Source organism: Flavobacterium flavipigmentatum (genome assembly GCF_020911905.1).
GTDB classification, from domain to species: Bacteria; Bacteroidota; Bacteroidia; order Flavobacteriales; family Flavobacteriaceae; genus Flavobacterium; species Flavobacterium flavipigmentatum.
The window spans coordinates 3,973,163-3,995,335 of record NZ_CP087133.1; the positions used below are offsets into that span (position 1 = coordinate 3,973,163).

The following is a 22,173-nucleotide window of genomic DNA, read 5'->3' on the forward strand; positions in this document are numbered from 1 at the left end:
AAAATTAAAGTTAAAAAAAACTAGCACATGCCAACTAACCCAATTCCAGCAATTCCAATTCCAGCAGCTACGCCAAGATATTATCCTCGATTATCTGAGGTAATTACCGTAGATGAACTACCTGAGTTTTTGTCATTTGTTCAAAATGGTTTGAATGCCATTTTTGATAAAATACATTACAAAAATTTACAATATTCAAAAGGCTATCGTGGCGACTCGGCCTTTTATAGCCTTGATATTGTAACGAGCAAAAAACTGGCTCTTCCTTTACCGTTTGGTTTAGGTCTTGTACTAAATCCTGATTTGAAAGACGGTGATTCTGACATTACCTCATTTCCTATCACACTTGAATACCAGTGGGAAATACTGGCTTTTATTAAAACGTTTAGCTCCAGCAGTTTTTCGTTTTCATTAGAAGATTTTTATGCTGTAGGATTACAAGTCTTCCGCATTAGCGAAGAACAAGTAATTGCCCACATGCTTAACATTTTTGTTGAAGCCGCTGACGGGATTACAAAATACGAACAGCTTTTAAAAGACATTAATGATTTACAAGCAATTACAAATGATCCATCGTATCAAGAATTAGAATTTCCAGTAGGTGTTGAACAATCTATTACAAGTGTAATTTCACTTATCAATACTAATCCAAAAATAACAAAATCAATTCCTTTGCTTTTGTTTGCGGTTTATATTTTAAAATCAGATGTAAGCGACACTAAAAGTAAACTTCAGGAATTCTATACTATCATCGCTCCGGACGGTATCGAAGCGCATATTAAAAGAATTATTACACCAAAGGCAAAAGCTACTCTTGAGTTAAGTGCTGGTATTGAGTTCCCTCAAACTATTCTAAGACCTGTTAATATAGATGGTTCTGCTTATGAAAGCCTTACTGCAAAATCGATATTTGTATTTGCCAAAGCACAATTGTATGCCGATACAGAAGCTGGCATTGGCTATCAAATAGAATTGGCTGGTACATTGACACCGCCTCATGCCATGATTGGTAATACTGGATTAATTCTTGAATTAGATACTTTAAAAGTCGATTTAAGCAAGAAAACCAATATTGCGGAAGCAGATGCAGATGGTAGGCCAAATGATTTCGTGGGCGTTTATGCACGTGCCATTTCGGTTACTTTACCTTCTAAATGGTTTCATAGCGAAGACGAAGCTGTAGGAGGTACTGCCGCTACCTTAAAAATTGGTGCTTCAGACTTGTTAGTAGGTTCTGGTGGTTTGTCCGGAAATATTTATCTGGAAACAGTCCCCCAAATTACAGGCGGTGAATTTCATTATTTTGATGACAAATTCGATTTAATTTATCCAATCACAATGTTCGAAAAGAACGAAGAAAGTGGTGAGGTAGAAGAAAAAGAAATTGCTGATTATACTGATTTAACTACTTTTTTACAAGAGTTAAACGCTGCTAAATTACCGTATGCTTTTAAATATCCTTTATCGTTAAAAACATTACCTACAATTGTATCTCCAACTATAAAAAAATCAACCACTTATAGTTTTAATACGGCAAAAGACTACCAAAACTTTTTGTCACAACTTATTGAAAATACATTATGGAAAACCATTGGTTCCGAGAGCACTGGTTTTAAAGTAGGTTTTACTAAATTTGATATTTCTTTTAAACAAAATAAGGTTATTGGCTCTAATATAAAAGGCCAACTGATCATAGAGAAATTAAAAAAACCAGATAATACTCCTTTTAGTGCGCTTATTGAAGGACATCTATACGACGACGGAGACTTTAATCTTACTGCCTCATTTAATAAAAATAATGCTCCGAAAGCTAATTTATTAGGTCTTGTAAATTTTGACTTCTTCAGTTTTGAACTTGGAAAAGAAGACAAAGACTATTATGTAGGAACTTCTTGCTTTATTACATTTCCGAATCCCGTCATGAATAATATCATGAAAGGCCAAGGAATCAATGTCGAAAAATTACGTATTTACAGTAACGGAAACATTGAGGTCGAGGGAGGTTCTATTCCAATTCCAATCAATTTTTCATTAGAACTTGGACCAGTTAAAATGTCTGTTTCGAATGTTAATTTTGGTTCTACCCAAATAAACGGACGTAAATATAACTTTTGGGGATTTGATGGCGCCATTAGCATCAATCCGTTAGGGTTAGATGCTCGTGGAGAAGGTGTTAAATATTACTATTCTACTGATGATGGCCCAAAAGATGACTTTTTAAGAATTCAAACCATCGAAGTCGATTTAATTATTCCGGGAACTGCTAGCGAGGCATCTGCAATGGCTATTATTCATGGTATGATTTCTCTTCCTGAGCCAGGAAAATCTCCAGAGTTTACGGGTGAAGTTTCTTTAAAATTACCAAAAGCCAAGATATCAGGTGGTGTCGGCATGCGTTTTATGCCTAAATATCCGGCATTTTTAATTGATGCTCATATCGAATTGCCTACGCCTATTCCGTTAGGATTTATTTCGATCTCTGCCTTTAGAGGTTTATTGGGATTTAAATATGTAGCGACCAAACAATCTGTGGGCTTAACCACAGACAATTCGTGGTATGAATTTTATAAACATCCCAAGCCTGGAATTAATATTAGAAAATTCAGCGGACCACCAGATTCTTTACAATACAAATCACCATTCTCTATTGGTGCCGGAGCGACATTTGGTACCACAGCAGATGGTGGCCATGTTTTATCGTTAAGAGCGATGTTGTTGTTGTCGTTACCTACTCTATTTTACATCGAAGCAGGATTAAACGTGATTGCAGGCAGATTAGGCCTTATTGAAGATGATCCTAGTAATCCTCCTTTCTTTGCCATGGTTGCTTTTGGTGACGATTCGTTAGAACTGGCTGCCGGAGCCGATTTTAGTATTCCTAAAGATAGTGGACAAATCTTTCAGCTTCATGCTTTATTAGAGTCAGGGTTTTTCTTTAAAAATCAAAAGCCTTGGTATGTAAATCTGGGCTCTAAAAAAGATCCTATTACCGCCAGAATTTTAACGCTTTTTACAGCAAAAGCCTTTATTATGCTTTCTGCTCAGGGAATTGAAGCCGGTGCAAGATTAGATTTTAAACTGGAAAAAAGTTTTGGTCCTGCAAAAGTAAAATTATGGGCTTATCTTGAATTGGGCGGAAAAATTTCATTCAAACGTCCTCAAATGGGAGGTTATATAAGTGCCGGTGGAGGAATTCAAATTAAACTTTGGATAATAAACGTAGAAATAGTCCTTGATACAATATTCTCGGTTGAATCGTTTAAACCGTTTTTAATTTATGCAAAATTAGAGTTAAGTGTTCGTATAAAAATTGCTTTTGTCAGAGTTCGAAAAAATTTCGTTGTAGAACTACAATGGGATATTAACAGAGTTGTTGATCGTACACCTTACAGCCCACTACCAATGGGAACCGATGGAGACGGCCAAGATAACAGAACAACAGAATCTGTTAAGGGAGTTCACATGCTTACAAATCAAGCCTTCGCACTTGATTATTTTAAAACTGTTCCTAACGTTACAGCCATTACAAAAGTAATTCCTCTGGACACCTTTATCGATATTAAAATGGCTAAAGGATTATTGCCTAATACTTCATTATCACAAAAAATTGGAGGTTATACTGGTGATGCCAAAAATTATACTGATATGATGCCACCTGTTAGTACACAAGCAGGTAGAAAATTACGTCAGGTAAAACATCAATATTCTATTCAGTCAATTAATATAAAATCATGGAATAGCACAACAAGTGCTTGGGAAACTTACCATCCGTTTGAGGCTGTCGTAGCATCTGACTCGAGAGATCTTGTTAAAAATTTACCATGGGCACAATGGCAAAAAGCAATTGATCAATATGATAGTATTCGTGTTTTAGCCACCAATCCATTTTCATTTTTAAGTGCAGGCGAGCCTGGATGGCACGTACCGGAACAATACGGAATTACGACATCAAAATTATTCTGTGTGTCTGATGCAATTGAAAAAGAGCACACTGATTTTCTTAATAAAAAAATTGGACAGCGTTACTATGTACCCACTCAATATGAAGCAGATAAAATAAATGGATTATTCTTTAAACTCATCGGAGATGCTCCTGAAATTATAGAAAAGAATACAACAGAGGGCGGCGATTTTATGAGTATTACAGGAGAAAGTAATCCGTTGGGATACAATCGATCTTTATCTTTTAAAAATTATAATGAATTAGAAATTATTTTTCCTGAATCTGCTATTGAGCCTACTTTAAACCTCACAACCCAGGCAAAAGAAGTCGCAATAAAAGCCTATACCGCTGTTATTAAAGAAGGAGCAAAATTAGTTTCTTACGATCCTATTAAAATAAAAAAAACAGCTAATTCGACACCTTCAGAAACAGTAACATACTCTAAGGCAGAACTGTTAGGTGCTATAACTTTATATGATTCAGAAAATGAAGCAATTTCAAAAACAAAAATTGATAAAATTGTTATCACACCTTTAGCCGCAAATGCCGAGCGTATTAAAGCAATCCGAAATGAAATCGCAACATTATTTAATGATACTTACACAGATGAAAGCGATGAAGTTTCTATTTCTTTTCCGAATGATTTATCAAAATACAATGCATTACTGACAGAATTAGCCCTTTTGAAGGCCAATGCAGGAAACCAAAACAGCAATCCTACAGGAACACCTGATCTGCTTACTTTTACTCACTATTATGGACCTACAAGAAGAAACTCTTATGCATTTGACAAAGTAATTAAATACAACGACACTTACCTTATTTCCTTCCATCCACAAGCCAATACTACTGCTCTTGTGCAGCTTGATGCCAATGGAGCTATTTTGAGAGAGCGTTTATTAAATGGCAAAGTTACTTCGATGCAAGTACTAAACAATACCTTATTGATTACTCAGGCTTTAGATGCTAAACAATGTAAAGGAATTGGCGAAGCTATCATTGATGATGATTTTATTGTAGGCTGCCCCACTCCTATTGGCAGTACCGCAATTATAGAACTCGATGATGAACTAAATTTAAAATCAGGTAAACACTATTTAAATACCTATTCAATTGGTTTTAATACTTTATTACCTCTGCCGGACAATGAGTTACTTTGGATCAACAACATGGCAAATGAGACTGAAATTAGTTGGATTACTGCAATCGATCGTACTCTTATTCGTCGTGTAAAAGTCAATGGAATAGCAATTAAAGTACTTCAGCACAGTGCCACATCGTTTAGTATACTTACAAAAGATAAAAAAATCATTCGCTTTAGTGTTAATACCACTACCAAAGCAATTGCTGTGAATGAGACACAAATCGTTTCTGATGAAGCTGTTGCCGAAATTACAGATGCAATAATTGCAAACGGAAAAATCTTGCTTACTGTTGCATTATCAAACGGAAAATTTGGTTTAGCTCAAATTAATGGTACGAATACTGAAATAGTACAACATGATACCATCTTTGATTCGGCGCTTTATTTATCAAATAATCCTTTAAATGATAATTCTGTTGTTGCTTATAATGCAAAGTATCTCTTTGTTTTTAACACAGCATTAGTCCTTACAAAATTAATTGAGAGAGGAAGTACGGTCGATAATGCATCGATCATCGCTATTCAAAATGAGCCATCTGCGAATGAAATTTTAATGCTTTCTTCTAAACAAAGTGAGAAAGGAGTTTACTTTTCTTTATTTAATGATCAATTTGATAATTGCTCTCTGCATCCGGCGGAAACTGTAGCGGTAACAACTTCTACATCGACACTAACAACTGAAAATACTGTTTTGACTGAACTTGCAATAGTTACAACTAATGATTATGCGAGAAATACTAAAAATTCAAAACTAATAATCGTCAATAATGTTATTTGTTCGGATGGAGGAAATTCTAACAACGATGAAGAATTAGATTATACTACTTACCTTCAAAGAGTCGAGTGGCTGAGTAAAGAGAGTTACTTTCACAATACAACCATACCTGGTTCAGAAGCTGTCGTAGCAGACAATAAGGCTATGGAGGCCGCCATTCAAAACACGGTTCAACCAATTTGGAGACCTAATACAACGTATTGTTTAGATTTTGTTTTGACTGATACCGTAGATGACAAAAAAACAACAGAATTTAAATACTATTACGGATTTAAAACATTAGGACCAGTCGGGCACTACCCTGTTGCAGATCCGGTTACTCCTGAAGATCAACAACCTGCACCAAGCAATGAACTTATTGATTTATCAAAATCGCCATTGACATCCTTAAGGCAATATCTAGATTATAACCGCTCTTATCCTAACGCAGATGGAAGTTTATTACAATCTAAACCTTCGTTTTACGGAAATGAGCAATGCAAAGTAGAATTATTTTTTACAAGCCCTTATGTTTATCACATGTTTAAGGACTGGAGTAGTTATGGCAACGCCAGACCAGAAATAAAAGGTGCCATGAATCTCATCATTAATGATCCTTTAAATGATACTTTGATTCCTTACCCGCTTCCCGTTAAAAAAACCACCTACCCTAAAGCGGAACAAGGAAATGCGAAATGGGAAGATGATAATGATCCGAGAGTTCCAATAGGCATTCAATTATTGAGAAACCTGATCGCTGGAAATCCTGCAATGAAATGCCAAATTGAAATTGGAGGAGCTTTACAGCCAAAATCATATAGTTTTAAAGTAACGCTTACCGATTTAAAACCTTCGAAATTATATACCGTTTTAGTAAATAATTATTTTGATGACAATCAAAATTTACTTGGAGAAAAAAGCAAAAATACATTAGTACATCAATTTGGTTTCCAAACGTCACGCTACAAAAATTTCGAAGAGCAAATAAACAGTTATTTCATTACAGAGAAAGATGAATCCGGAACCACAATAAATTCGCGAAAAGCATTATTTGATATCAAATTGAATTTAGCCCAAGACCAAATTAGAGCTTTGCATGATATCATTGCCGGAAATTCTAATGTATCAAATGATGCAATTGCATTACAATACCAACATTCATTTGATCGTGCAATAGAAGGGATTTTAAAATTATCTCCACTTGATCCTGCGCGCACCACCGAAGTCAATCGTATTATCGATACTGCTACAGGTGACATTATAGCGCTTTTAATTCGTAATCCGGAACCGTTTAATATTCCTAAAATTCCATTACAAGAAATCAAGGATTCTATTATGTTACTAGATAGTGCTGGTAACAAAAAAGCAGATTATCAAGTATTGCATTCCAAAGATTATTCTCAGGCATTAATAATGAATAATGATAAAAAAATTACAGAGACCGATTTTGACATTCAGTTTGACTATAGAATGTGGAATAATAACGCTAGTACTCCGTTGACCGTTTCGGTTGATAAACAAATATTAACCAAAGTATTAGAAAATATAAATCTTTAAAAACAAGAAAAAAATGAGTTCTATAAATTTACAAGAAAGTCAACTCTCTGGTTGCGAAACGTATATAGCGATCGTTGTTGATGAATCGGGTTCTATTAATGCAACCGAAGCACAGCAAATAAGAAGCGGGCTTACTTCATTTATCAATTCGCAAGCTCAAGGTAACATAACGCTTTCATTGATCGGAATGTCTGATAATGATAGTACTTTGCGAACTGACAATATTATTCAAAAAAGAATCTCGAGTAATACATCTGAATTTTTAACCTGGACCAATTCATTTGGTTCAGGAAGGGTCAATAAGCAATCTGATTATTGGGCATCCGGCCTGAAAGCAGCCAGCGAATTATCTGTCACTCCAGATATTATTGTAGTTGTTACAGATGGTATGCAGGTCAATAATTCTGATGTACTAAAAAGTTTGTATCGTGATCTAAATCTAAGATCACAGATTTTTGTGTATGGTGTGACAAGCAATGCAAATAATATTAGCGAATTGGTAACTCCGCTTACTACTTTTTTAGAAAAACCGCCAATCTTAAAAAACAGCGGTATTTCTATTCTAAATTCAGATTACATAAGAGTTGCTGACTTTAGTACTTTAGGTAACGAACTAAACCAACTTAATACAGATTTATCTCGCGCTCAGGTAGGTTGCGTTGCTAATGTTAGCATTATTCAGAACAAATTAGTATATCCTGTTTTAAGAAAAGGTCTGCCTGTGCACAAAGAAGCCGGAACTTTGGTTCTTAAAAACAAAAGTCGTGTTGCGCTCTCGCTGCCTGCAGGAACAAGAATTCATAATGCCAGCAGTTTAGACGGATTAGTTTTTAAAATTGAAAGCACCATTACCATTCCAGGATCATCTACTCAGGAAGTTGCAATCAGAATAGATGGTACACCCCTACTTACCGGAAATTTTTCGGCTCCCGTTGTTCTAAACAAGGTTGGTAATCCACTCGGAATAAGCATTAATTTTAATGTAACAAAAGAGTTATACATTGTTGGCAATTCTTCTGGCACAACGGCATTGCAATCTGCCCATTTACAAATTGCAGCTGTTGGTTCAAAAGGAGTTGATAGTACAAAAGGTATTCATCTTCGTTGGATGCTGGCAGGACAATTAGGAGAAAAACACCTTCCGAAGGGCGATTTATTTACTGGTACAAGATCTAATTTTAATAAACCTGATGACTTTGTAAAAGTATACAGAGCTCCCTATACTAAGGTTACTTATAGTTTAAATTTTAATCAGACCCCCAACTTAGTAGATAATAGTAATGCGTTATGGATTTATAAAACAACAAATCCTGAAAGATCTGTTTATGTTTATTTTAAAAACAAAGCAAAGTATTTGTCTGTAAAAGCAACTATTAATCCAAGAGCAAATCCATCTTCTTTTATTGAGGCTTACGGAAATAATCTTATCGAAATTGAGAATAAAAATGAATTGTTTTTTGCAGCAGAATTAAATTTTAATTCAGTAAATAATTCCAGCGCTCTTCGATTAGAAACTTTGTCTGTAGCCGAAAACACAATTTTGGCATCCAAAAGGGTAACCAATCGTAAAACTTATTCTTCAACTGAGGTAAATTTAGTTCGCGTAGTGGCTGAAAACGGAAGAAGCATTCGATTTAAGGCAAATAATTGTCTTTTAAATACAATTCATTTTGAATTTTATTCCGATTTTATTCAGCACGCAAATACTAATGGAAATTGGGACTTAAAAGGAAAATATGCTTTGAGCGATAAAGATTCAAAAGTATTTGAACAATTAGAGCCCAAACTAAATTCCGTTAACGGAAAATGGCTAAAATACAATGATGGTGAATACGTAAATATTACCAATTACAAAAACAGATGGAACAAAACGACCACTGGTGACAGCCGAAATATCAAGCAAGTAGTTGCAAGATATCTGGAGTTAAGTAATGTGCCCGATAATCCTACTGGGGTAGAAACCATCACTTTTGGAGAAGATATTCCGGTAAACGAACCTTTGGAAGGAGAAACGCAGCAATATGCTAAAAATCTAACCGAAATATCTAATCTGGACATGCTAAACATTGCTGCAAATGATTATCATATTGCACGTATGTTGGGCTTGGGATGCATTGATATCGATGATGCCGTTTATTCAGGAGAATTTATTTACCTTACAGAATACACCACATTTGGCAACTTAGAAGGAGGAACATCTGAGAAAGAAGTTTTACATCTTTCTATGAGTATTCCAACTTCTGTAAACACAGAGCGATTGCCTCTTCCTGTACAATTGAGCAAGATTGTTCCAGGTTTAAATATTGGTTCAGACGAAAGCCAGCCTGCAAAAATTACAGATCCAGACGGATACAGTTTTGATGGAAAAAAAAGATACGTAAGCTTATTTATGGATGATGTCATGGATTATGATATCAATACTGAATTTTTTAAATCTTCGTTAGAGTTTGATGGCAGCTCTTTTACGTTTCCTATTTATTTGGGTGTTGATTACAAAATTAAAGATGTCCATTCAACTTGGGTTAAACCAGAACTGGCGTTTGATTCAGAATATAAAAACATCAATAAAAACCTCATTGAATCTTATTATGAGCCTGCTCCCATTATTATTCCTGAGTCGGGAAAATCTATTTTAAATGTTCGTCAGGAAGAAGTAGGCCAAAAAACATATATCTATCAAGGGTATGGTATTAATATTTTTTCGAGAGCATCAGCTGGTCGATCGATAAACATTAATTCTAACATTCAGCCGGCAAATAATTTAATGCCTCCAACCGGCATTAATACACTTTTGATCACTGAGGAAAACCCTCTAATGTTTACATCGCAATCTGAGCAAGTACGTTATAATGCAATTCCTGTAGCAACAGACAAAACACTGATTAGAATTTTATTCGAATATTATACTATTCAAGAATTATTGAGCTACAGTATTCCTGATGGAATGACAAATGAAGATGCTGTAAAACCAAACACTATTTATCCCGACAATGAAGAAATATTTGCTGATAATTTTAAACTGTATTACAAAGATGGCCTTCCTCAGATAGAATATGCCTCGATTTATAGTATCGAAAATAGCACAACGGATCATCTTACCTCGATTATAAAAATTACAGAATATAAAGTACTGAGTACGGGAGAAGAAATCAAAGTAACGCTGAATGATGCCAATAAAGGGAAATTTATAGGAGGTATTTTAACCATCGGAGATCAAAATTATGTTATAAAAGAGATCGATGTAATTCTTAAAACAAAGCAAAATATCGGAGATCCGGATATATTTGACTATGCTTTGGTTGAAGTGCTTAAAAAAGAAGTTAGTGAAAGTATTCTTTCAGATGGCGATGCTACATTGGATTCTGAACAAATAAAAGCCATCAAAAAGTCTGAAAACGGTCTGTGTACTTTGGTAGAAAACATGTTAACTCCTACTAATTGGCATCAGCCCGGACCACTTAATTTTAGAGTGCAATATCCCCCAGCTTTAAAAGCGGTTCATAGAGAAATTATTCAGCCTGACGCCGAAGATCCTACCAATTTACAAGTAGAAAAATCAAGAGGAATCTGGAATGATGCGGTAATTGAAAGAGTTCTGGAAGAAAGCTATAAAATGGATGCAAAAGGAAACTTCGAATTGGATGCAGACAAAAATCCAATTCTATTGCCAACCAAAAAACATCTCGGATTGTACAGAATAATTTTCTCTAATTATAATTTATCTCAGCATCCGCAATTTAAAGCAGCTGGCGAAAACTCGGTAGAATGGTTTAATGGTACAATTAGGTTGTTTACAAAAAGTGCTGTAAAAGACGGAAATACAATTCCTGTAAAATCCCGAAAGGAGTTTAAAGTTGTTCGAACAGAAAACATTGGACAGACGGGAGATTTGATTGTGTATATCAACGATACCAATTTCAAATTAGGCGATTTCATCAATCAAACTATGCATCCGGATCATGACGAAATTATTGGCGCAAAAGATGAGGGAAGTTTTACGGCGGGTTATGTATCGCAAAAAGTAAATTATTATCCAAGTTATAAAGTGTACCTCTATGCCGATGCCGGAAGCGGCATTACAGCTTCGAATATTCAACCGAGAGAGGGAGAAAGTACACATTACTCCATTTTTGGAATTAGTACGCATTCTGATGCACTTAATTACGATTCGAAAATTAGTGTACCAAGTCCTATGTATGCCGTAAAAATTGTAGAGCCACAAAGACCTGACGAAGTAGAAGGAAGTTTATATGCAACCCGACCTGATTTTTATAATCGTTCAACCTACACATTTACAACCAAATACAATCACAAACCTTATGGAGCATTGCATTACAGGGCCAATGATGAAGACTTATTAAGTGTTTTGTACAAAAGAGATACCATCAATGTAATTCGGGAAAAACTGAAAAAACTTGGCGGGAATGATGAAGCATACTTTAGTAATAGATGGAAAAACTTTTTAGATTTTGATTTACTGGAAATAAAAGTCAACTACGAAACATATCCTCCTGAAAATGAATCTGAATTAGGATATCACTTTCCTGTGCCAGACAATTTGCAATTAATAGCTGCGATAAATGATTTTATTAAATGGCACAATGAATCACAAGGCAAAAATGTTGTGAAAATTACTTCATTAACCGCACTTAATCAAGTTATTATTGCCAGATCTCAAGGAGTTCAGCAAGATTTGCTGGCCGTTCACTTTATTGAGCAAGCTATTCACGCAGCTTTTGTACCTCTTACAGAAGTACCTGTTATTTACGAATATATTAAGGGGAATGATTACATCCCAAGCAATAAAAAGCAAACTATTAAAGATAAAAGCGGTCATATTTTAAAGTCAACTGATGCTGATTTTGATATTGCACCTATGATGAAAATCACTAATGATAGTGAAAACAGAACTCAGTTTACCGATTTTAATTTGGATGGAAACTCACAAAACATCTATTTCTACGGTGTTCGTGAAATGGATATTAAAATGAATTTTAGTGAGTTTAGCAAGTTGTTAGGACCCGTAAAATTGGTAGCTTCAACTTCGCCTCAGACACCAGAAATCAAGCGAATTATGCCAATTCTGGAAAATAAAGTTTTAGGAATCAAGCCAGCCATTCAGATTGAGTTAAATACATACCAGCCAGAATACAAGATTAAAAAAATCAATATTTATCGTGCTACTTCTATGCTGGATGCGCAATCGATAAGAACGATGACTCCCGTGAAAGAAATTGTAATTAACGAAGATACTTTATCAACTGATTTTAATGATGTATGGACTGTTTATGATGAATTTGATGATCTAGAATTTGTTCCTTTTGGAGATGGTCTTTTTTATAGAATTACCGTATCTAAAGAAATTGAATACGCTAATCCTGGTTCAACTGAAATTAATCCGATCATCACTGTTGATTACGCACCATCACAACCATCAAAAATTACTGCTACAGTGATTGTTGATAACGTTTCACCTGCATCTCCAATAGTAGAAGCCACAGGAACTGTAACCGGAATAAATGAATCTTTATTGAAACCAGTAGTTTTTAGATGGCAAAAGACCGTACATAATGGTAAATACCATTTGTATAAGATGAAAAACCAAGGAAACTGGGAAAAAATTCATGAAATGTTTTCAAATGAAAATAACGTAATACTTCCTTTAGAAAATGTTGCATCCTACACGGATGAGCTGGTAATCAAGACTAACGATGAGCAAAGAATTTACCATCATTTTAAAGTTCTCTCCGAAAACTCTTCGGGAATGTTCAGCAGTGAAGAAAAAATCTTAACCCTTTAAACCTTATTGAATCCCAGTAAATAATTTTATTGGGATTCAAAAAATGGCAATCAAACAAATATTTACAGCAAGAAAATAAAATTAAAATAACATGGCAACAAGTAGAATTAACATTGGTAGTAAATTCCAAAACGGAGACATTCCATCACAAAGTGACTTTGTAGAAATTTTTGATAGTTTTGTTCATAAGGACGAAGACAAAGCCGACCTTCAAATGGTTGAAAGAGGTACCGATAATGACCACTATGTAACTCCCGCGCTTTTGTATACCGGTTTACAAAATATTGGGATTATTACAGGTAACTGTTATATGCCTTTTAAGGAACCTTTTGATAATTTTAGTGGTACTACCTTATCATTAGAAAAATTACCTATTCAGCATAGCATTAAAGTATATAAAAACGGGCAGCTCTTACAAGAAGGAGAAGATTATACCGTTGACTACAATACAGCAGTAATCACTTTTTCAGGAACTGTGGGTGATCGCAACATCGAAGTAGATTATTGGTTTAAAAATTTAGGACCAATTCCGGGCGGCGATACCTCAGAACCAATTGATTTTACTAGTTTTTTGCATACGGCGGGAAATGAAACTAAAAATGGACTTTTGACTTTTAACAACACCACACCTACCTCAACAAGTGGTCTTGTTTTAACCAATAGTGGTGCTGGCGTTGATGCAACTGCTCTTGATATTACTGTTACCGGAACAGGAAGCGGAATTTTACTGCAAAATTCATCCACAGGAACTGGTGTCAAAGTATTAAATACCGGAGCAGGAAGCGGAGTTTATTTAAATTCGGCTGCCACAGCAACAGGAGATATTTTACAAGTAGCAAAAGACAATGTTGTCAAAGTTAAAATTGAAGATGATGGTGTGATAATAGCACCTAAATATGTAACTTCAGGAGCAACAGCTACACAATTTGTTAAGGGAGATGGTTCGCTTGACGGAAATACTTACTCCTTAGATACCGATGTCATTCACACCACAGGAAACGAATCGAAAGACGGAGCTTTAAGTTTAACTCATGATACCTCCGCACAAGATGTTTTAACGATTACTAAAAACAATAGTGCCAATTGTTTGAAGCTTGTACAAAACTCCAGCTCTAACGCCACAACTTCTACTTTTGACACTACTACTGCCAATAATAACAGAAAAGCAATCAGTATTCGAAAATTAGAACAAGAAAATGCATTTATTACCCATGAAGGAAATGTAACTGCCACCTCTTTTACAACATTTACAGCCAAAGCCGATATTACTGACGGTTTTTTAACTTTAGCTAGTTCTGATTCTCCAGCTGCAACTGCAGGACACGCAAAATTATACGCCAAAACAGACGGTACGACTGACATGTATGTAATGGGAAGTGACGGTGTTGAGAAGAAGATTGGTGTATCATTTAGTTCATCAGTAGAACCTTTACAAATTACTATTACTACAGCTGTAAGTATTACAACTGATACGCTTGATGCAAATAGTAAAAAACAAATTAGCAAAAACGTAATCATTAATAATGGAGTAAATGCAATAAACATAACAGTAAATGGTGGAACTGATTTTTGTGCTTCTTATTTAAAACATGGTTCGGGTGCAATAACTTTTGTACAAGCATCCGGTAGAACTTTAATACAAGTGAATGCAACCGCTATATTAAACGGAGCAGTTGGAAGCACAGCAACAATTTCGAGTATTGGTACTACAGATTATTTAAGAATTTCAAACATATAATTATGAATACATTATTATTTTATGAATATGGACTAAGCAACACTACTCCTTCTCTACCATTTATTTCTACGTGGAAGACCGATAATATCTCAACTGGATCTAGCACTGCTTCACAAGTAAAATTGCCTTTGATTAGCACTGGTACTTATGCTTTTAATGTTGATTGGGGTGATGGCTTGACAAATTACATAACTTCATATGATCAAGTTGAAGTTCTACATACATATGCTGCTTCTGGTACTTACACTATTAATATCTCTGGAACTTGTAAAGGGTGGAAATTCAATAACATTGGTGATAAACTAAAAATATTAAACGTTTCTGAATGGGGAATACTAAAATTAGGTACAAATGAAGGAGGCTATTTTTATGGCTGTGCAAATCTAGATCTGTCTGCCGTAACAGATTTATTAGACTTAACTGAAACGACATCTTTATCTTATGCTTTTAGTACATGTACAATACTTTCTACTATAAATAGAGCAAACGAATGGAACATTAAATCAATTAATGATTTGAGTTTTACTTTTTATAATGCCAGAGCATTTAATCAAAATATTTCAAATTGGGATACAAGTAACGTAACCACTATGAGAAACCTATTTTCTCTTGCATTTGTTTTTAATCAACCTATTGGAAATTGGAATACAAGCTCCGTTACTGATATGAGTCAATTATTTGCTACAAATAGAGAATTTAATCAACCTATTGGAAATTGGGATACTAGTAAAGTTACGAATATGAATGCCATGTTTGGTTCTGCATATGTGAATTTTACAAAATTTAACCAGGATATTACATCATGGGATACTAGTAACGTTACTAATATGGCTGGCATGTTTAGTCAGGCATTCTCCTTTAATCAACCCATTGGAAATTGGAATACTAGTAAGGTTACTGACATGAGTAGTATGTTTAATAATACAAATGTATTTAATCAACCTCTTGAAAATTGGGACACTAGTAATGTTGTAAATATGAGAGCTATGTTTTCATCGGCATATCTGTTTAATCAACCTATTGGAAATTGGAATACCAGTAAAGTAACCAATATGAGTATTATGTTTTATTCAGCATATGTATTTAATCAATTTATTGGAAACTGGGATACTAGCAAAGTTACGGATATGAGTTATATGTTCTATCAGGCATTTGTATTTAATCAGCCTATTGGAAGCTGGAATACAGGATCGGTAATTAGTATCTACCAAATGTTCTATAATTCGCGTGCATTCAATCAACCTATTGGAAATTGGGATACGAGCAAGATTACAAATATGGCTCAAGTATTTAGTTCTAGCAGTAATTTCAATCAGGACATCGGTTCCTGGAATGTATCTAATGTTACTTATTTTTCAAATTTTATGGAGGGTAAAACAACTACAACTTTATCTTCTGCCAATCTAAATGCTATTTATAATGGTTGGAGTTCGAGACCTTTAAAACCATCAATTAGTATAAATTTTGGCTCTGCAAAGTATACATCAGCAAGTAAAGCCGCTAGAGCAATCCTTACCGGAGCACCAAACAATTGGATAATTACAGATGGCGGAATAACTACGTAATAATCTTAATAAAAACTCAAAAACACAACAAAATGGAAAACCTAACAATCAATAAGCAAGAAGTAAAAACAATCAACGCAGAACAATTAAAGAAGTTACAAGACTTTAATGCCTTCATAGATAAAGCGAGATTATCATTAGGAGAATTATCAATTCAATACGAATTTCAGAAAGCGGATATTTTAAGCCAGATTGCAGTTCAGCAACAAAACTTCAATGAACTGGAAAAAGTAATCAAAGAAGAGCACGGTGATATTCGTGTCAACATTGAAACAGGCGAAATTGTAAAACAAGAAAAGCAATAAACTGAAAAAATAAAATAGTTGTCAAGTAACACAGCTGTCAGCTTATTTAATTGAAAAAATCAGAATGTCAATTAAGGCAAATCACAATCAATTACAAATAAAGTATGGAATATTACAATATAGCCAAGTCATTGACTGCGGCAAAAAATGATTGCGCTGCTGGAGTCATTGGAACTTCCGTCACACTTACTGCCAATGCAAATCAATTTGTATCGACCATAAGTGTCGAAGACGCAAATGCAAAAGCAGATGCATGGTTAGCAGCAAATGTTCAGGCATACGCAAATAATTCTGGTTCCTGCAGAGTTACTGCCTGGAGAGGAGTTAATCCTTCTTGCGTGGTCGAACCAACAGTAACATTATCACCTTTTAACTATATGGTTATTAGGTATAAATGGGCATTAGGAGCCGGACAAGATTTTGACACTTACACCGGAATCGTAAATTCAGGAACATCCCTAGATAATAAATGGATGGGCTGGGGTCACGGATTTAATAATGAAATTCCAATAAATGCTCTTGCAACCGATTCTTACATCATGTGGGGAGGTGATAATACACAAGCAAATGGTGTAGAAAGCTGTCTGGTAAATTTTAGTAAAATAACAACAGACTACCCTACTCTTAATACTATACAGGTAAGAATGGCTGGATCTTGGTATAGAACTTTAGGTACCGGAAATATCGATGTCGAAATAGTAACGTACCTCGGTGGTACAATGGTTAAATCAGGATATGACATCATTAACGTTGGTGGAACTCAAGTGGATTTAAAGAATTTTTCTAAAAAAGTATCCATTCAAGGTACAAATTTGGCTAAAAACATTGAGTCTGTTACTAATCTTGGGTACATCACCTACATCAAAGATTCTGCTACGGGACAAGTAGTAATTAAATATTAAAAAAATAAACATGGGAAATACAGGATATAAATCATTCGCTAATCTGGAGTTATACTATGTCGATGACGGTAGTTCTGCCGGACAACCAACAAAACCTAATGTAGTTACAGATCCTGATTATATTGCACCAGTTTTAGATAATGTTACTTGTGCCCCAAGTACAAGATACTACAGCGTAGAAAAAAAATTAAGTGCAAAAAAAAATAACTGCGGTAGCGGATATAGCGGAAGTACCGTTATACTTACCTCCTATCCAAATCAGTTTTTTTCTACTACCAGTTTATCAGATGCAAATGCACAAGCTGATGCCTGGCTGGCTGCAAATGTGCAAACTTACGCAAATAATGCAGGAACATGCGAACTTACTTATACACCTCCTTCTGGTGGAGGCGGTGGTGGTGGTTGCTTTGTTGAAGGTACCTTAATCACGTTGCCGGATGGCTCCGCAAAAGCAATAGAAGAATTACAGCTAGATCAACTCTTGCTTTCTGCAGAAATTGAAACATTGATTGATACCAATAATGCCAGCGAATTATATAAATGGTCTTCTAAACATTTATCAGAAAGCAGAATTACATCACCAATCACTAAATTGACACAGAAAGTTGCAGATAAAACAATGGTAATTAACAATGGTTTATTCGAAGCTACGCCAACTCACCTGCAATTAATTCAGCGTGATGGTCTTTGGAGATTTATTGCTCTGGGAGATATTCTGGTAGGAGATAATTTATACACTATTGAAAGTGAAATTATACCCGTTACATCTGTTTCAATTAATTTAGAAAAAAGAAAAATTTATCCTTTGACATTAAATCCGTTTCACACCTATTTTGCAAATGGAATTTTAACTCATAATTATAAAGAAGCGTATTAAAATCTGATTTTACTAAAGTAAAATAATTCATCCGCTTAAAATCTTCAAGATTAAACCCAAACTCTGCATTAGAAATTTTTAGAACAGAAACAAAAAATAGTTAGGCTATTATAATTGAATCTCTTTTTCTCAATAGTTTTAATCTAATGCAGCATTTGGGTTTTAAGATTAGTTTTTAAACTAAAAAAACAATTATTTAATTAAAAAAATATAAAATGAGCATCAATCACAATAGAATAAAGGTATCAGATTTAGAAAAAAATCAGCCGAACAAAATCCTAACCACTAACAATGATGGAGAGTTAGAATTTAGCAACATCAGCGACATTCAGGTCGATAGTTACAATGCATTAGATTACACTCAAGAAGGTAAAACACTGGATGCCAGACAAGGCAAAATTTTGAAAGATTTGATTAATAATATCAACACATTACTTGCTTCTGATAATGTCAATTTAAATACTATTCAAAAACTAGTTGATGCAATTGAAACGGTACAGACCTCACTTACTACTATGTTGGTAAATGATCTCACGACCGGAGGAACTACAAAGGCATTAACAGCCGAAATGGGGAAAACATTGCAAACTAATAAAGTAGATAAAGTTGCAGGCGAGCGATTGATAAATGCTACCGAAATTGCCAAACTTTCAGGATCGATAAACGTAACTACAACTACAAAAACAATACTATCGACAGCTTTGACTACTCAAAACGTAGCGGGATTTGTAACCTATATCAATACGCTAAATCCTGTTTTGGTTGTTGGGTCAAATGAAATCGTAAAATATACTACTTCAGATACTGGAAGAGTTTTTCAGTTGAATTTAAGAGGCCGAAGCTTTGGTGTTGGCCAACCTGCCATTCTAGCAGCAAATGTTACCGAAATTACAGATTTCCTCAATAAGGATATCAGGCTCTCAAACTATCCATCAACACGTAATGACGGACCATCAACTACCAACAAGGTACTTGCACCTGACGTAAATGGTAATTTGAAGCTTTATACTATCGCTACCTTTCCAGCGCCTTTTTTAGATCAATTGACTCCTGAAAATATTCAGCCCAATACAACTGATAATATTATTTTAAAGGGAGCCTTCTTTACACCAACAATGACTATTTCTTTTGGTAGTGGCGCCCTTGTAAATTATATTGAATTTAAAAATGACAATGAAGTAGTAGCCAACATAACTACTGGATCAGTGCAAGGAAGCTCCTCTGTAACATTGAACAACGGATTATCAGCAACATACAATAATGTACTTCTTATAACTCTGGGTGAATTATTAGTTCCGCAAACAAATGATTTCAATATAATTTCTGGAGTTGCAAATATTTCAGAATCAGGTGAAATTAAAATTTCGTCTAATCAAGCGTTAGGAATTGTTACTTTTTTTAACGTTCCATTAGGTCAAGATTTTCAATTAAGATTTGCGGCAAAACCAAGTCCAATTAGTACCGCAACTTATACTAATGGTGAAGATTATGTTGATATTGTCGAAAATGGAATATCGAGATACCGATTTTCTTGGTGGTTCGGTCCATCAAGAATAGGTGCTTTTTCAATTTCAAAAAGCCCATATAGTGACTTCGCAAATAATAATATAACTACTAGTTCTGCAACTACGATATTTCCTAATCTCGATGAATTTTACTTTGAGAGAATAGGTTCGCAAATGTATGTAAAAAAATTAGGTATAACATTAGCAACTTTTACAGATTTAAGTAATACAGGGAGTATTACTTTTAAAGTAGGAATTAAACATTTTAATATTGGAAACATAAAATATATAAAACGCTAAATTGAAAACTAAAAGAAATTTGAAAAATTAAAAAATAGTCAAACACAAAATCGTTCCTTATATAGTAAATGTAAATAGTAAAAAACACTAAAGTTCAAAAGATTTTAAAATTAAATTATCATATGATCCAGTAATTATATTTCATTTTTCATGAAATAAATCTCTAAATTTCATAAAGTATGAAATAAAAAACCTTAATAATACAAGATACTTTTCTTATTTTATGATTTTTTAAAAAAGCCAGCGTTGGAGTTCAAGAGAACTTCCAACGCTGGCTTTCCTTTTATTACTCAATTTAATAAATACGACTATAAAATATAGATCCGTGTGATGATTTTAAAAGAACTAGTATTTTATCGCTTTTTACTAAACAACGCAAATTATATTTAATTCTTCAATAAGATGGGGAATCACCCCACGATAAGTAATCTGTTAAAACACTTAATTACAAGCATTACAATATGGTAATAGTCAAATAAAAAAATATTAAAATCTAGCCATTAATACATAAAAAAAAGAAGAAACCATATCAGTATTGACAGGGTTTCTTCTTTATCGATTTAAGAAATCATTAATAAATCTATTATTGCTTATTATTTTTTACACTTAATTTAAAATCGATTTTGTTGTTGCCGATGAAGCCATAATTTTTTTTATATAGTCACTAACAAGATTTTTTCTGATTGCTCATCAGTTCTTCAATTTTTTTTAGTTCTGAAGTTACTGGCGTACAAAGAATTTCGTATAAAGTAGTGCGCGAAATAGGATACACCGGATAAACATATTTACGCCATACTACCGTTGTAGGGATATCATCTATTTTGTGTTTTTGATATAATTCTTTAATAAGTTTGTAGCGTAGTAATTTATTTTTTTGAATTCCGAGACTTCTGTTTGAGGATATAGGCATGAGGATATGGTATTTGAGTGATAGAGAATGAAAAAGATAAGCGAAGAACGAAGTTTTATAATGAGGGTTTGTTAAAGATTAATAATATTGATTTATTGAAAAATAACAAAATAGCTAAATTCAAAATAATTCGAAGATTTCTGTTAGGCTGCATGTGTATGCTCGTTTTGCTGACTAAAAAAATTAAAAGCATAACCATGCAAAAAATCAACTGATGACATTGACAGAGGGATATTTGTACGAGTGCCGTTTTCATTGATTAAACTTGCCTCGATAAACCAACTTGAACGTACTGGTTTGAAGGATGACGCAATTATTTCTACACCGTCTGTAAATTCCTCATTATTAAATTCTTTTGTTAATTTCTGCAATTCTAAAACCCTTGAACCTTTTAAATTTCCCTTTGCATCCTTTTTAAGAAGATTGAAAACAATTTTAACGAGTGAAGCCGTTTCTTTACTTGTAGAAAGCGATGAAATATAATTCTGCACTTTTTCAATTCCAATCGTTACAGTATCGTCCCAACCTTCATTAATGCGATACCCAATTGTAATTTCTTCTTTTTCATTAGAGAAAGTATGCGACATCTGTTTTTCCTTAAAACCATAAACTTGGTTTTTTAAGTCTAAAATAGTTTCAAAAAGCTGGAATGTTTCTGTTTTTACGTTACTGATCATTTCTGATGTCTTCTGTAATTTCAAAAGTGCTTTTGGAATCGTTTCTGCTACCAGTTTTTTGTAAGTTTCTCGTTCTTCATTTTTTTTATTTTCTATTCTTATCAAAGCTTCTTTTAGTTGCTGAGAAGAAAATTGAGACAAATCAATGGTTTTTGCTTGAGAATTTAAAGTGTTCATAGGTATTTTGGGTTTAATT

10 protein-coding genes are annotated in these 22,173 nt (G+C 34.1%); 8 read left to right on the top strand and 2 right to left on the bottom strand.

Features of this window, described 5'->3' with window-relative positions:
* Window positions 1-27 precede the first annotated feature (27 nt).
* The 8 genes from LNP22_RS16795 to LNP22_RS16830 all read left to right on the top strand — a co-directional run bounded on the left by LNP22_RS16795 (window position 28) and on the right by LNP22_RS16830 (window position 20,390).
* Complete coding sequence (locus LNP22_RS16795) at window positions 28-7,398, top strand: hypothetical protein (protein ID WP_229974484.1); 7,371 nt, start codon at window positions 28-30, stop codon at window positions 7,396-7,398.
* A 13-nt stretch (window positions 7,399-7,411) separates the two neighbouring features.
* Window positions 7,412-13,198 (top strand): vWA domain-containing protein, encoded by a 5,787-nt coding sequence (locus tag LNP22_RS16800; RefSeq protein WP_229974485.1) that lies wholly within the window; start codon window positions 7,412-7,414, stop codon window positions 13,196-13,198.
* A gap of 91 nt (window positions 13,199-13,289) precedes the next feature.
* On the top strand, window positions 13,290-14,936 hold the full coding sequence (locus LNP22_RS16805; RefSeq protein WP_229974486.1) for a DUF2460 domain-containing protein: 1,647 nt from the start codon (window positions 13,290-13,292) through the stop codon (window positions 14,934-14,936).
* A gap of 2 nt (window positions 14,937-14,938) precedes the next feature.
* Entirely contained in the window at window positions 14,939-16,501 is a 1,563-nt protein-coding gene (locus LNP22_RS16810; protein ID WP_229974487.1) for a BspA family leucine-rich repeat surface protein, read from the top strand.
* A 32-nt stretch (window positions 16,502-16,533) separates the two neighbouring features.
* Window positions 16,534-16,806: a hypothetical protein gene (locus tag LNP22_RS16815; RefSeq protein ID WP_229974488.1), complete on the top strand. Its 273-nt coding sequence runs from the start codon at window positions 16,534-16,536 to the stop codon at window positions 16,804-16,806.
* 104 nt (window positions 16,807-16,910) lie between these two features.
* Window positions 16,911-17,708, top strand: a complete 798-nt coding sequence (locus LNP22_RS16820; protein ID WP_229974489.1) for a DUF5977 domain-containing protein — start codon at window positions 16,911-16,913, stop codon at window positions 17,706-17,708.
* Window positions 17,709-17,718: 10 nt separating this feature from the next.
* Window positions 17,719-18,585, top strand: coding sequence for a DUF5977 domain-containing protein (locus tag LNP22_RS16825; RefSeq protein ID WP_229974490.1), 867 nt, complete (start codon window positions 17,719-17,721; stop codon window positions 18,583-18,585).
* Between the two features lie 215 nt (window positions 18,586-18,800).
* Complete coding sequence (locus tag LNP22_RS16830) at window positions 18,801-20,390, top strand: hypothetical protein (protein WP_229974491.1); 1,590 nt, start codon at window positions 18,801-18,803, stop codon at window positions 20,388-20,390.
* A gap of 664 nt (window positions 20,391-21,054) precedes the next feature.
* On the opposite strand, the gene LNP22_RS16835 is transcribed toward LNP22_RS16830, so the two are convergent.
* Window positions 21,055-21,300, bottom strand: coding sequence for a hypothetical protein (locus tag LNP22_RS16835; RefSeq protein ID WP_229974492.1), 246 nt, complete (start codon window positions 21,298-21,300; stop codon window positions 21,055-21,057).
* Window positions 21,301-21,443: 143 nt separating this feature from the next.
* Complete coding sequence (locus LNP22_RS16840; RefSeq protein WP_229974493.1) at window positions 21,444-22,154, bottom strand: DUF3164 family protein; 711 nt, start codon at window positions 22,152-22,154, stop codon at window positions 21,444-21,446.
* Window positions 22,155-22,173: the final 19 nt, after the last annotated feature.

Excerpts from the sequence above, each read along its gene's own strand:
- LNP22_RS16795 (WP_229974484.1), top strand. The coding sequence starts at position 28 with ATGCCAACTAACCCAATTCCAGCAATTCCAATTCCAGCAGCTACGCCA.
- LNP22_RS16800 (WP_229974485.1), top strand. The coding sequence starts at position 7,412 with ATGAGTTCTATAAATTTACAAGAAAGTCAACTCTCTGGTTGCGAAACG.
- LNP22_RS16805 (WP_229974486.1), top strand. The coding sequence starts at position 13,290 with ATGGCAACAAGTAGAATTAACATTGGTAGTAAATTCCAAAACGGAGAC.
- LNP22_RS16810 (WP_229974487.1), top strand. The coding sequence starts at position 14,939 with ATGAATACATTATTATTTTATGAATATGGACTAAGCAACACTACTCCT.
- LNP22_RS16815 (WP_229974488.1), top strand. The coding sequence starts at position 16,534 with ATGGAAAACCTAACAATCAATAAGCAAGAAGTAAAAACAATCAACGCA.
- LNP22_RS16820 (WP_229974489.1), top strand. The coding sequence starts at position 16,911 with ATGGAATATTACAATATAGCCAAGTCATTGACTGCGGCAAAAAATGAT.
- LNP22_RS16825 (WP_229974490.1), top strand. The coding sequence starts at position 17,719 with ATGGGAAATACAGGATATAAATCATTCGCTAATCTGGAGTTATACTAT.
- LNP22_RS16830 (WP_229974491.1), top strand. The coding sequence starts at position 18,801 with ATGAGCATCAATCACAATAGAATAAAGGTATCAGATTTAGAAAAAAAT.
- LNP22_RS16835 (WP_229974492.1), bottom strand. The coding sequence starts at position 21,300 with ATGCCTATATCCTCAAACAGAAGTCTCGGAATTCAAAAAAATAAATTA.
- LNP22_RS16840 (WP_229974493.1), bottom strand. The coding sequence starts at position 22,154 with ATGAACACTTTAAATTCTCAAGCAAAAACCATTGATTTGTCTCAATTT.